This window comes from Pseudomonas sp. PDM18 (assembly GCF_014852585.1).
Lineage (GTDB): Bacteria > Pseudomonadota > Gammaproteobacteria > Pseudomonadales > Pseudomonadaceae > Pseudomonas.
In genome coordinates this window covers 141,617-153,472 of sequence record NZ_JACVBX010000009.1, presented here as the reverse complement: position 1 = coordinate 153,472, position 11,856 = coordinate 141,617, and the positions used below count along the sequence as shown (strand labels likewise).

The 11,856-nt window shown below is 64.2% G+C and carries 11 protein-coding genes; 2 read left to right on the top strand and 9 right to left on the bottom strand.

What is annotated here, in order from left to right; all coding sequences use genetic code 11:
• Nucleotides 1-279 precede the first annotated feature (279 nt).
• The 5 genes from IB274_RS19015 to acnB form a co-directional block, all read right to left on the bottom strand.
• Nucleotides 280-708: a thioesterase family protein gene (locus IB274_RS19015; RefSeq protein ID WP_192433713.1), complete on the bottom strand. Its 429-nt coding sequence runs from the start codon at nt 706-708 to the stop codon at nt 280-282.
• 98 nt (nt 709-806) lie between these two features.
• Nucleotides 807-1,499: a polysaccharide lyase family 7 protein gene (locus IB274_RS19010; protein ID WP_192433711.1), complete on the bottom strand. Its 693-nt coding sequence runs from the start codon at nt 1,497-1,499 to the stop codon at nt 807-809.
• A gap of 237 nt (nt 1,500-1,736) precedes the next feature.
• Nucleotides 1,737-2,315, bottom strand: coding sequence for an ANTAR domain-containing response regulator (locus IB274_RS19005; RefSeq protein WP_192433709.1), 579 nt, complete (start codon nt 2,313-2,315; stop codon nt 1,737-1,739).
• Nucleotides 2,316-2,317: 2 nt separating this feature from the next.
• Entirely contained in the window at nt 2,318-3,520 is a 1,203-nt protein-coding gene (locus tag IB274_RS19000) for a CmpA/NrtA family ABC transporter substrate-binding protein (RefSeq protein ID WP_192433707.1), read from the bottom strand.
• Nucleotides 3,521-3,915: 395 nt separating this feature from the next.
• Nucleotides 3,916-6,525, bottom strand: coding sequence for a bifunctional aconitate hydratase 2/2-methylisocitrate dehydratase (gene acnB / locus IB274_RS18995; RefSeq protein WP_192433705.1), 2,610 nt, complete (start codon nt 6,523-6,525; stop codon nt 3,916-3,918).
• A 381-nt stretch (nt 6,526-6,906) separates the two neighbouring features.
• Here acnB and IB274_RS18990 point away from each other — a divergent pair, with 381 nt between their 5' ends.
• Nucleotides 6,907-7,383: a DUF1289 domain-containing protein gene (locus IB274_RS18990; protein WP_192433703.1), complete on the top strand. Its 477-nt coding sequence runs from the start codon at nt 6,907-6,909 to the stop codon at nt 7,381-7,383.
• A 61-nt stretch (nt 7,384-7,444) separates the two neighbouring features.
• Here the strand turns inward: IB274_RS18990 and IB274_RS18985 are convergent, their stop codons facing one another.
• A complete protein-coding gene (locus IB274_RS18985) occupies nt 7,445-8,308 on the bottom strand; it encodes a universal stress protein (protein WP_192433701.1) in 864 nt (287 codons plus the stop codon).
• Between the two features lie 173 nt (nt 8,309-8,481).
• Between IB274_RS18985 and IB274_RS18980 the strand changes: the two genes are divergently transcribed.
• Entirely contained in the window at nt 8,482-9,093 is a 612-nt protein-coding gene (locus IB274_RS18980) for a tRNA-(ms[2]io[6]A)-hydroxylase (protein WP_412548433.1), read from the top strand.
• A 69-nt stretch (nt 9,094-9,162) separates the two neighbouring features.
• Here the strand turns inward: IB274_RS18980 and IB274_RS18975 are convergent, their stop codons facing one another.
• The 3 genes from IB274_RS18975 to IB274_RS18965 form a co-directional block, all read right to left on the bottom strand.
• Entirely contained in the window at nt 9,163-10,491 is a 1,329-nt protein-coding gene (locus IB274_RS18975; protein ID WP_192433698.1) for an SPFH domain-containing protein, read from the bottom strand.
• 123 nt (nt 10,492-10,614) lie between these two features.
• Nucleotides 10,615-11,337 (bottom strand): UDP-2,3-diacylglucosamine diphosphatase, encoded by a 723-nt coding sequence (gene lpxH, locus IB274_RS18970; protein WP_192433696.1) that lies wholly within the window; start codon nt 11,335-11,337, stop codon nt 10,615-10,617.
• Between the two features lie 4 nt (nt 11,338-11,341).
• Nucleotides 11,342-11,848, bottom strand: coding sequence for a peptidylprolyl isomerase (locus IB274_RS18965; protein WP_192433694.1), 507 nt, complete (start codon nt 11,846-11,848; stop codon nt 11,342-11,344).
• Nucleotides 11,849-11,856 lie beyond the last annotated feature (8 nt).

Genomic DNA, 11,856 nt, shown 5'->3' with positions numbered 1-11,856 from the left:
TCATGCGCCGCGTGGCAGCCGCCGGGTTCGAGAGGATCCTGAGCCCCTGCGCCGGGGCAAACGAAAAAGGCGTCGCTCCACCCACCGCACTGCGCGGGTGTGGATGCGACGCCTTTGTCGAAGTCGGGTAATCGCCGTTGATTACCATCGCCTTGTGTAGAGCAAGGCGCGGGCCAGGATGAAAAATCCCAGTTGGATCAAGGGGATGGATAGTGAGGTCGGATCATGGATGATCCATCGAAGGGCGCGCCGTGCCGCGGCGTGCCCTCTACTGGAGCGTCAGGCGATCCAGTTAACGTTGGGGAAGGTGTCGCGGAAGGCCTCGGGGATCGGTACGACCTTGCCGATCTTGTAGTCGAAGAACACGAAGCCCGACTTGGCCATGGCCACCAGGGTGTCGTCGGCTGGGCGGGTGATGCGGAAGATGATGTCGCCGCCGTACTTGTTGAAGTCCATCACGCCGACCTCGAACAGCAGCTGGTCGCGGGCGTGGGCCTCGGCGCGATAGGTGGTGGCGAGATCGGTGACGATGATGCCGGTCTCGCGGATGCCGTAGTCGAACAGGAAGCGCGCACGGGCCTCGGAGATCATCGAGATCATCGAGTCGTTGCCCAGGTGGTTGGCGCCATTGATGTCGGTGACGCGGACGGTGAGCTTGGTTTCGTAGATGAAGAGTTCTTCGGGGAATTCCAGTTTCAGGCGGGCCATGGCGGTCTCGGTGACAAGGCAACGGGTGGTGCGGATGTGCTGCGCATTCTACGCGCAGTCCGCGCGCCCCGCGCCTCATCAGGCCAGTGAATGGCGAATCAGCGGTGCGCCGAGTTCAGGTGGAAGACGGTCACCCGCGCGCCCTCGCTGTTGTCGCCGTAGTTGTCGTTGATGTAGGCCCCGGCCTTGAAGTAGAGCAGTTGCTTGGACCAGGTAGTGCTGAGGATCTTGCGGTAGTAGTTGGCCCGGCCGTCGGAGGTTTCCACGCGAATCGCCAGGTTGCCCACCGAGGTGACGCGCAGGCTGTAGTTGAAGGTCTGGTCCAGGGCTATGTTGTCGATCAGCGGGACGTTGATGCTGGCGCTGTCGTCGGGGTGGTTGCGCACCAGTGCTTCCAGTCGTCCGCTCTCCAGGGTGGGCAGGTAGTGGTACTGCAGCTTGACCAGCGGCTCGCCGTCGCCGGTATAGGGCGAGCGGCTGTGGATCTGGCCGATGATGATCTTGTTCTTCGAGGGCACCTGCTGAACGCTCATGGTCACGCGCAGCTCGTTGTCGCCCTGGGTGTAATACCAGTTGGAGACCTCGCCGTTGGACAGGGTCTCGCGCAGCTCGCTGCGCGGGTAGACGCTGTCGGAGGTGTGCGAGCCGGTGACGGGCACCCAGAACACCACCTGGCTGCCGCCGCGCTGGAAGTAGCGGCTCTGGTAGCCGCGGGCAATCTGCTCGGTGGTGACTTCGGTGGGGCGAGGGTCGGTGGGAACGCTGAGGTTCCAGGTGGAGAGGTCGATCATGGGCTTGCCCTTGCTGAGCCGCGCAGGCGGCGAGGTCGGGTGGGCGCCGAGGTGCCTAGCCGGCGGCGGCCACTTCGATGCGCCATCGAACCCTGCCGATGACGCTCCTGGGGCCCGGCCAGAAGACCGGGCGGCCGCAGAATAGGGCGTTGCGGGCGGGGCGGGGGCCAGCTCGGCGACTGGCGAAATGATCGCGCCGTGCCGCCGCTGGCAGATGGCCGGCCCCTGCTGGCAGCCTCAGGGGCCGAGCATCTCGTGCATCGCGATGATCTGTTCCGCCACCTGCGCCAGCTTCTGCTGGCGGCCCATGGCCTGGCGGCGCATCAGGGTGTAGGCCTCTTCCTCGGTGCAGCCTTTCATCTTCATCAGCAGCCCCTTGGCCAACTCGATGCGCTTGCGCTCGGCCAGTTGCTGCTCACGGGCCTGCAGTTGCGCGCGCAAGGCCTGGTCGCTCTCGAAGCGGGCCATGGCGACATCGAGGATCGGCTGCAGGCGCTCGGCCTGGATACCCTCGACGATGTAGGCGCTGACCCCGGAGCGGATCGCCTGGCGCATCACCTGTGGGTCGTGCTCGTCTGTGAACATGACGATGGGGCGCGGCTGGTCGCGGCTGACCAGTACCACCTGCTCCAGCACGTCGCGGCCGGGGGATTCGGTGTCGATCAGGATCACGTCGGGTTGCAGCGCTTCCACGCGCTGCGCCAGGTCAACCGTGAGGCCGGATTCGTCGATGACCTCGAAGCCGCTTTCCATCAGGGCGGCCTTGAGGCGCCCGACCTTCTTCGGGGTGTCGTTGATCAGCAGGACGCGCAGCATGCTCAACCTCGCTCCGCCAGGGCATTCAGCTCGAAGCTGCGGGCGTAAGCGGCCGGGTCGCTGCCGTCCCAGAGCCGGCCGTCGATCAGGGTCGAGGCGCGCATCGGGGTATCCGGCACGCTGACGCCGATGGCGCTGGCGGCTTCTCGGTAGAGGTCGAGTTGCTGGACCTGGCGGACGATGCCCAGGTAATCGACGTCTTCGCGCAACAGGCCCCAGCGGCGGAACTGGGTCATGAACCACAGTCCGTCAGAGAGCCAGGGAAAGGTCGCGTGACCACCACTGAAGAAGCGCAACGAATGCGCGTCCTGCCAGGCATGGCCGAGCCCGTCCTGGTAGCGGCCGAGCAGGCGCGGCTCGATGCTGGCGAGCGGGGCGTCGACGTAGTCTTCGCTGCTGATCAGTTGGGCAGCGCTGCGCAGGTTGTCGGCGTTGGCTTCGATGAAGCGGCTGGCATCGAGCAGGCTCATGATCAGTGCGCGGGCGGTATTGGGATATTCCTCGACGAAGGCGCGGGTGGTGCCCAGGACCTTCTCCGGGTGGTCCGGCCAGATCTGCTGGCTGGTGGCGAGGGTGAAGCCCATCCCTTCGTCCACCGCCAGTGCGCCCCAGGGACCGCCGGCGCAGAAGCCGTCGATGCGCCCTGCTTTCAGGTGCTCGACCATCTGTGCCGGCGGCACCACCAGGCTGCGCACGTCATGCAGGGGATGGATGCCGTGGCTGGCCAGCCAGTAGTAGAGCCACATCGCATGGGTGCCGGTGGGAAAGGTGTGCGCCAGGGTGAGTTGCGCACCATTCTGGCGCACGTGGCTTTGCAGTGCCTCGGCAGAGGTCACGCCATCGCGCATCAAGGGGGCGGAGAGGTTGATCGACTGGCCATTCTGGCACAGGCCCATGAGCACGGCCATGTCGGTAGCTGGGGCGCCGCCCAGGCCAAGTTGTAGGTCGTAGATGAGCCCGTAGAGGCTTTGCGCGGCGTCCAGTTCGCCGCTGAGCAGCCGATCGCGCAGGGCGGCCCAGGAGTTTTGCCGCTGCAGGTTGAGTGTCAGGCCGTAGGGCTGGCCGAAGCCCTGGGTAGCAGCTACCACCAGAGAGGCGGAGTCAGTCAGGGCCATGAAGCCCAGGTTGAGCGCAGTCTTCTCCGGGGCATCGGAGCCGGCCACCCAGGCCAGGCTGTCGGGCAATGGGCTGGTGCTGTCGATCATCTCCACCTCTGAGCACGTGATCCATACAAAAAAGCGCCGCGCTGCCTGCCGTCAAAGGAAGGTAGCCGCGACGCCATTGTCGGGGGCGGTCCATCGTTGGGCCGCAGGTAGCAGGAGTCGAGCAAGTGCTGTGCCAGTGGCAGTGCGGAAAAAAAAGAAGCCCCGCCATGGAGGCGGGGCGCAGAGGAAGGGAGCGCACCTCTGGAGGGTTCCACAAGGGCACCTGAGCACGGATATCGGCAGGAGCCTGTCGTCCACCTTAGACCCGGTAGCCCGTGGCGCAACCGGTCAATAAGTATTAGGCCCATCGTTAGGAGAGGGCGTGAGCGCTCTATTCCGGGTCCTGGAAAAGAAAAGCCCCGCACGAGGCGGGGCTTTTCATCACGCTAGGAATCTCAGACCTGGACGGCCGGGATCTTCGCGTTGGCTGCAGCTTCGCGGAACTCGGCGATCTGGTCGAAGCTCAGGTAGCGGTAGATATCGGCAGACATGCTGTCGATGTCCTTCGCATAGGCCATGTACTCCTCGACGGTCGGCAGCTTGCCGATGATCGAAGCAACAGCGGCCAGCTCGGCGGATGCCAGGAACACGTCGGTGGCGTCGCCCAGACGGTTCGGGAAGTTACGGGTCGAAGTGGAGACCACGGTGGAACCGGTCTGTACGCGAGCCTGGTTACCCATGCACAGCGAGCAGCCCGGCATTTCCATGCGCGCGCCGGCCTTGCCGTAGATGCCGTAGTAGCCTTCTTCGGTCAGCTGGTGGGCGTCCATCTTGGTCGGCGGAGCCAGCCACAGACGGGTCGGAATGCCACCCTTGACCTTGTCCAGCAGTTTGCCGGCAGCGCGGAAGTGACCGATGTTGGTCATGCAGGAGCCGATGAAGACTTCATCGATCTTGCGGCCTTCGACGCTGGACAGCAGACGGGCGTCGTCCGGGTCGTTCGGAGCGCAGAGTACCGGCTCCTTGACGTCGGCCAGGTCGATCTCGATGACCGCTGCGTACTCGGCGTCCTTGTCGGCTTCCAGCAGTTGCGGGTTGGCCAGCCAGGCTTCCATCGCTTGCGCGCGGCGCTCCAGGGTACGGGCGTCGCCGTAGCCTTCGCCGATCATCCAGCGCAGCAGGGTGATGTTGGACTTCAGGTACTCGGCGATGGCCTCTTCCGGCAGCTTGATGGTGCAACCGGCAGCCGAACGCTCGGCGGAGGCGTCGGACAGCTCGAAAGCTTGCTCGACGGTCAGGTCGTTCAGACCTTCGATCTCGAGGATGCGGCCGGAGAAGATGTTCTTCTTGCCCTTCTTCTCAACGGTCAGCAGGCCAGCCTGGATGGCGTAGTACGGGATCGCATGGACCAGGTCACGCAGGGTGATGCCCGGTTGCAGCTTGCCCTTGAAGCGCACCAGAACCGATTCCGGCATGTCCAGCGGCATGACGCCGGTGGCAGCGGCGAAGGCGACCAGGCCGGAACCGGCCGGGAAGCTGATGCCGATCGGGAAGCGGGTGTGCGAGTCGCCGCCGGTGCCGACAGTGTCAGGCAGCAGCATGCGGTTCAGCCAGCTGTGGATGATGCCGTCGCCCGGACGCAGGGAAACACCGCCGCGGGTCATGATGAAGTCCGGCAGGGTGTGGTGGGTCTTGACGTCGATCGGCTTCGGGTAAGCAGCGGTGTGGCAGAAGGACTGCATCACCAGGTCGGCGGAGAAGCCCAGGCAAGCCAGGTCTTTCAGCTCGTCGCGGGTCATCGGGCCGGTGGTGTCCTGGGAACCGACGGTGGTCATCTTCGGTTCGCAGTAGGTGCCCGGACGTACGCCCTGGCCTTCGGCCAGACCGCAGGCGCGGCCAACCATCTTCTGGGCGAGGGTGAAGCCCTTGCCGCTGTCGGCCGGCGCTTCCGGCTTCTTGAACAGGTCGGACGCAGGCAGACCCAGCTCGGCGCGGGCCTTCTCGGTCAGGCCACGGCCAACGATCAGCGGGATACGGCCGCCGGCGCGGACTTCGTCCAGCAGAACCGGGGTCTTCAGCTCGAAGGTGGTGACCACTTCGCCGCTGTCATGACGCACGACCTTGCCTTCGTACGGGTACACGTCGATGACGTCGCCCATGGCCAGGTTGGTGCAGTCGAATTCGATCGGCAGGGCGCCGGCGTCTTCCATGGTGTTGTAGAAGATCGGGGCGATCTTGGTGCCGAAGCAGAAGCCGCCAGCGCGCTTGTTCGGAACGTAGGGGATGTCGTCGCCGAAGAACCACAGCACCGAGTTGGTGGCGGATTTACGGGACGAACCGGTGCCGACCACGTCGCCGACGTAGGCAACCGGGAAGCCTTTGGCCTTGACGGCTTCGATCTGCTTCAGCGGGCCGACGGAGCCCGGCTGGACCGGCTCGATGCCGTCGCGAGCCATCTTCAGCATGGCCAGGGCGTGCAGCGGGATGTCAGGGCGCGACCAGGCGTCCGGAGCGGGGGACAGGTCGTCGGTGTTGGTTTCGCCGGGGACCTTGAACACGGTCAGGGTCAGCTTCTCGGCGACGGCCGGACGGGCCTTGAACCACTCGCCTTCGGCCCAGGATTGCAGCACGGCCTTGGCGGCGGCGTTGCCTTTCTTGGCGCGCTCGGCGACGTCGTGGAAGGCGTCGAACATCAGCAGGGTGTGCTTCAGTTGCGCGGCGGCGACTTCGGCCAGCTCGGCGTTGTCCAGCAGCTCCACCATGGTGGCGATGTTGTAGCCGCCCTGCATGGTACCCAGCAGCTCGAGGGCGCGGGTCTTGGAAATCAGCGGGGAAGTGGCCTCACCCTTGGCGACGGCGGACAGGAAACCGGCCTTGACGTAGGCAGCTTCGTCCACGCCCGGCGGTACGCGGTTGGTGATCAGGTCGAGGAGAAATTCTTCTTCGCCGGCCGGCGGGTTCTTCAGGAGTTCGACCAGACCAGCGGTCTGTTCGGCGTTCAGCGGCTGGGGCACGACGCCCTGGGCGGCACGCTCTTCTACGTGTTTGCGATAGGCTTCAAGCACAGTATTTCCCTCATCAGTGGTCCCGGAGGACGCGTATCCAGGAGACCCCTCCGATCCATTCGTCAGGCATGGTGGACGGTAATCCACTGACCTACGACGGCACCGGCGATCTCCGGGCAGAAGCTGTTTTCAAAGTTTTACGCCGGGTGGCCTGGGACTGATGGGTCTGGGCGCTTGAGGGAGGCGCCCAGACCGCGCGGCTGCCGGAATCTGTGCTTCGTGACGCTTTGAAAACAGCTTCTTTCGGACAATGACGCCAAAAAGGCGCAGCCATTCTAATGGAATTAATGGGGCTTGGTAAGCCGAATTGCGTGGCGCCAAAGGGTGATCTTGCCTAGACAAAGGGCTAACATGCCCGCTTTGCCAGCTATCTGCTCAGCCATGTCTTCGCAACGCATCAAAACCCCCTGTGTCGGGCTCTGCTCGACGGTCTATGGCGACCTGGTCTGCCGTGGCTGCAAGCGCTTCCACCACGAAGTGGTGAACTGGAACCGCTATGGCGACGAAGAGAAGCGGGCGGTCCTGAGCCGTCTCGAGATCCTGCTGACGCAGGTGATGATGGCCAAGCTGGAAGTCTTCGATGCGTCCCTGCTGCGGAGCCAGCTGGAGCAGCGGCAGATCCGCTTCGTGCCCGAGCAGTCGCCCTATTGCTGGGCCTACCAGCTGATTGCCCGGGGTTCGCGGATGATCAACCAGGTGGAGGCCTACGGCTTGGCGCTGCTGCCGGAGTTCCGCGAATGGCCGTTGCCGGATCTGCGCGACGCCATCGACAAGGAGTTCTTCATCCTCTCCGAGGCGCATTACGAGCGGTACATCGCGCCGAGCTTCCTGGCTGACGGGCTGGAAGCGCGGCTCTGAGCTTCACGTTGCGATAAAAAAGAAGCCGCCCGAGGGCGGCTTTTTTCGTCGCGGCGCTGGATCACGGCTTGGCGACCAGTTCCTCCAGGTGGGCAATGATGTCGTCCGGCTTGAGGACCAGGATGTCGCTCTCCAGCGAATCCAGCACCACTTCGGCGGTGTTGCCGATCAGCGCGCCAGATAATCCGGTGCGCGCCACGCTGCCGATTACTGTGACCGCTGCGTCGAGATTATGCGCTGCGCGGGGAATCAGTACGTCCGCCGGGCCTTCCTCGATATGCAGGTGCTGATCGTCGACGCCGTATTCGGCCTGGAACGCCTTGCACGCCTCGCGGTACTTGGCCTCGATGGTCTCGCTGAGCTGGAAGGTCGGGTCGGCGGCCGAGAGCATGGGCGAGGGGTGCGCGCTGATGACGTGCAGCTGGCCGTGGGCGAGGCCGGCGATGTCGTAGGCGTGGCTGACGATCCCCGCATGCAGGGTGCGGTGCTCGACGTCATTGTTGCCCACATCCACGGCGGCGAGGATGTTGCGCCCGGCCCAGGGCAGGCTGGTCTTCACCAGCAGTACCGGGGCGGGGCAGAAGCGCAGCAGCTTCCAGTCGTCCGGGGTGAGCAGGGCTTTCTTCAGCGGGTTGTCCGGGCTGTGCTGCTTGATCACCAGCCCGCAGCCTTCGGCCTGCTGCTCGGCGATGATGGTCTGGTGCAGGTTGTCCTTCCAAGCCTGGCGGCTGGAGGCGCTGAAGCCCTCCTGGCGCAGCACCTCGGCGACTTCCTCGAGCTTGACGCTGTAGTCGGCGCGCCGCTCGCAGGCCAGCAGGTGCAGGTGCGACTGGGTCACGCTGGCGATCAGGCGGGCCCGTTTCAGCGCGAGACCTTCCGGCTGGTCCGGGTCTACGACTACGAGGATGCTACGGATGGCTTGCATGATCGTCTCCCTTCGTGCGCGTTGTTTATGTGGAACAACTGTAGTCGGGATATCTCGTTCATGACGTTGAGGCATATCAACGCCGGAAGCTGGTTCCGCGCGGTGGCATTCGTATAATGCTCCGCCTTTATGACACCGGCCAGCCGGTGGGTCGCGAGCTCGGAGTTTTGAAAATGCTGTCTGAAATCAGGGAATTCCTCGGTTGTGCCACGCCGGATGCGTGGGTGGAAGCCGCGCTGCGGGATCAGGCGGTGATGCTGATCGACCACAAGAACAACGAGTTCAAGGCCGCCAGCACGGCCCTTGCCCTGATCGCCAAGTACAGCGCCCATGAGGAGCTGGTGAACTTCATGTCGCGCCTGGCGCGCGAGGAGCTGCGTCACCACGAGCAGGTGCTGGCGATCCTGAAGAAGCGCGGCATCCCCCTGCGGCCGATCTCCGCCGGCCGCTACGCCTCCAGCCTGCGTACCGTGGTGCGCAACCACGAACCGCAGAGGCTGGTGGATACCCTGATCGTTGGCGCTTTCATCGAATGCCGCAGCTGCGAGCGTTTCGCCGCGCTGGTGGATCACCTGGACGCCGACCTGGCGAAGTTCTACGGCTCGCTGCTGAAATCTGAGGCGCGGCACTTCCAGGGCTACCTGAGCCTGGCGCGCCGCTATGGCGATGAGGCCGACATCGACCGCCGTGTGGCGGAGATCCGCGAAGTGGAGGCTGGCCTGATCCAGTCGCCGGACAGCGAGTTCCGTTTCCACAGCGGTGTGCCGGTCGAGCTGGCAGCCTGATCTTTCTGCCGAAATAAGAAAGCGCCCGACTGGGCGCTTTTTTTTATTTCGGCTCTTCGTAGGAGCGACTCAGTCCTTCACCTTCAGATCCAGCGCCAGATCGCGCGCGGCCTTGGTCGCCAGGACGCCCATCAGCTGGCCGATTTCATCCTGGCGACTGCTGGCACTGTTCTGTCCGCCGGCCATCATCACGCTGGGGACGGGCGCCTGGGCGGCAGCTTCGGCCCAGACCTTGTTGATGGCAATCAGCGCGTCCAGCTTGGGCTGCAGCGCGCCGTCCGCCTTGATCACCGCTTCGCGGGCGTAGGCATCGGCGTCGGCGGTGATCTTGGTGGCTTGCGCCGTCACGGCAGCCTTGTCTCGCAGCAACTCAGCAGTTTGCTTCTCGATCTCGGCGCGCTGCCTCTCGCGCTCAGCGTTGATCACCGCCAGCTGCTTCTCGGTTTCCGCCTGGGTGGTGCGCTCGATCTGGTCGCGCAGGGTTTCCTGGCGCTTGGCTTCCACTTCCTTCTCGCCGCGGGCGGTAACCAGCAGCTTCTCTTCCTCTTCCTTCAGGCGGTTCTGACGAGCGACGGCCAGCTCGGCCAGCGCCTGCTGGACCTTGACCATGCGCTGCTTGTACTGCGGATTCGGGTCGACGTTGGTGATGCGTGCTTCCACCACTTCCACGCCGAACTTGCGGAACTGCTGTTGCTTGCGGACCGGGATGCCCTTGGCATCAGTGACTTTCTCGGTGACGAACTGGCTGGCGTTGTTGTCGCCGAAGCTGCCCTGTTCGGTGCCGGCCTGGAGGATGGCGGTCTGGTGCGGTACGGCACCACGCGGGCCACGGACCTCCTTGCGCTTGATCAGGTACAGGCCGTCGTTGAGCTGGTTCTCGAACTCCGCGGCGAATTCGCTGCGGGCGCCGGCATAGTAGTCGTCGGCGGTCATCAGCGAGGCGGTAGCCTGCAGGGTTTCCTTGATCGCCGGGACCAGCGCGGTACGGATGAAGTTGTCCGGGTTGCGGTATTCCTGGGCCATCTTCAGGAACTGGTCGCCGCCGGGGAGGCGGAAGCGCGCCGAGGATTCGACCTTGGCGTCTACGTTGCCGAGGAAGACGATGGGGAAGGCTTCGATGGTGGCACCCAGCCCATCGTTATCCGGGTTGTTGTCGTTCTCATCCATGATCAGCACGGACTGCACGCTGATGGCCTTCTTCCAGGTGGTGGCGCGGCCGAACCACTTGGTGGAGTAGCCCACGTCGTCGACGATCTTCTCGTCGCCGAAGATGGTCCGCACGTGGGTCATGAAGCCGGCTTCGTTATAGAAGAAGACGCCGTTGAACAGGATGAAGGCGGCGGCGACCAGTGCCAGGGGCAGGGCGCCGAACTTGATGAGGTTTCCCTTGCTGAACATGTTTCTTCCTTGAGTGAGCAAACCGCGAATGCTGCGCAAGGCGGTCGGTGCCGGTCAAGGAGAAATGTCTGACAGTGCGGCTGGGTTAACGCCAAAAGGCCACCATTGCGGTGGCCCGGAGCGTCACAGCGGGAACGGTGCCTGCTGCAGGCCCTGCTCGTCAGCCTCCAGGGCCCAGCCTTGGCTGTCCCAGTCGCCGAGGACGATGCGTCGCGCGGGGCGGCCGTCGATTTCCAGTTCGTGGACGGCGGGGCGGTGGGTGTGGCCGTGGATCAGAATGCGTACGCCTTTGTCGCGCATGATCTTCTCCACTTCCGCCGGGGTGACGTCGACAATCTCGCTGGCCTTCATGCGGGTCTGCGTGCGGCTTTCCTTGCGCAGCTTGCGCGCCAGCTTGTGGCGGGTAGCCAGTGGCAGGTTGCGCAGGATGAACAGTGAGAGCGGATTGCGCAGCCAGCGGCGCAGCTTCATGTAGGCCGCGTCGAGGGTGCACAGGCTGTCGCCATGCATCAGCAGGATTTTCTCGCCGCCCAGGTCGATCAGGCTCGGGTCGCGCAGCAGGGTGCAGCCGGCTTCCCGGCAGAAGGCCTGGCCAATCAGGAAGTCGCGGTTGCCGTGCATCAGGAAGATGCGCGTGCCGCTGTCGGACAGCTCGCGCAGGGCGCGGGCGATGGAGTGCTGGAACTCGTCCATGCCGTCGTCGCCGATCCAGGCTTCGAAAAAGTCGCCGAGGATATACAGCGCCTGCGCCCTGCGGGCTCGGGTGGAGAGGAAATGCAAGAACGCCCGGGTGATATCCGGGCGTTCTGCTTCGAGATGCAGGTCCGAGATGAACAGGACGCTCATCAACTCACTCGCCGATGACTTCTGCTTTCTCGATGATCACGTCGTCGGCCGGTACGTCCTGGTGGCCGGAGCGCATGGTGGTGGCGACAGTCTTGATCTTGTTGACCACGTCCATGCCGTCCTTTACTTCACCAAACACGCAGTAGCCCCAGCCCTGTACGGTCGGCGCGCTGTGGTTGAGGAAATCGTTGTCGGCGACGTTGATGAAGAACTGCGCGCTGGCCGAGTGCGGCTCCATGGTGCGGGCCATGGCGACGGTGCCGATCTTGTTGCCGACGCCGTTGTTGGCTTCGTTCTTGATCGACTTGCGGGTGGACTTCTGCTTCATGCCCGGCTCAAAACCGCCGCCCTGGATCATGAAGTTGTTGATCACGCGGTGGAAAACGGTGTTGTCGTAGTGGCCGGCCTTCACGTACTCCTTGAAGTTGGCCACGGTTTCCGGCGCCTTGTCGTCGAAGAGTTCAAGGGTGATGTCGCCGAAGTTGGTCTGCAGTTTGACGGTGGTAGGCATCAGGGAAT

Excerpts from the sequence above, each read along its gene's own strand:
- IB274_RS19015 (WP_192433713.1), bottom strand. The coding sequence starts at position 708 with ATGGCCCGCCTGAAACTGGAATTCCCCGAAGAACTCTTCATCTACGAA.
- IB274_RS19010 (WP_192433711.1), bottom strand. The coding sequence starts at position 1,499 with ATGATCGACCTCTCCACCTGGAACCTCAGCGTTCCCACCGACCCTCGC.
- IB274_RS19005 (WP_192433709.1), bottom strand. The coding sequence starts at position 2,315 with ATGCTGCGCGTCCTGCTGATCAACGACACCCCGAAGAAGGTCGGGCGC.
- IB274_RS19000 (WP_192433707.1), bottom strand. The coding sequence starts at position 3,520 with ATGATCGACAGCACCAGCCCATTGCCCGACAGCCTGGCCTGGGTGGCC.
- IB274_RS18990 (WP_192433703.1), top strand. The coding sequence starts at position 6,907 with ATGTCTTCGCAACGCATCAAAACCCCCTGTGTCGGGCTCTGCTCGACG.
- IB274_RS18985 (WP_192433701.1), bottom strand. The coding sequence starts at position 8,308 with ATGCAAGCCATCCGTAGCATCCTCGTAGTCGTAGACCCGGACCAGCCG.
- IB274_RS18980 (WP_412548433.1), top strand. The coding sequence starts at position 8,482 with ATGCTGTCTGAAATCAGGGAATTCCTCGGTTGTGCCACGCCGGATGCG.
- IB274_RS18975 (WP_192433698.1), bottom strand. The coding sequence starts at position 10,491 with ATGTTCAGCAAGGGAAACCTCATCAAGTTCGGCGCCCTGCCCCTGGCA.
- lpxH (WP_192433696.1), bottom strand. The coding sequence starts at position 11,337 with ATGAGCGTCCTGTTCATCTCGGACCTGCATCTCGAAGCAGAACGCCCG.
- IB274_RS18965 (WP_192433694.1), bottom strand. The coding sequence starts at position 11,848 with ATGCCTACCACCGTCAAACTGCAGACCAACTTCGGCGACATCACCCTT.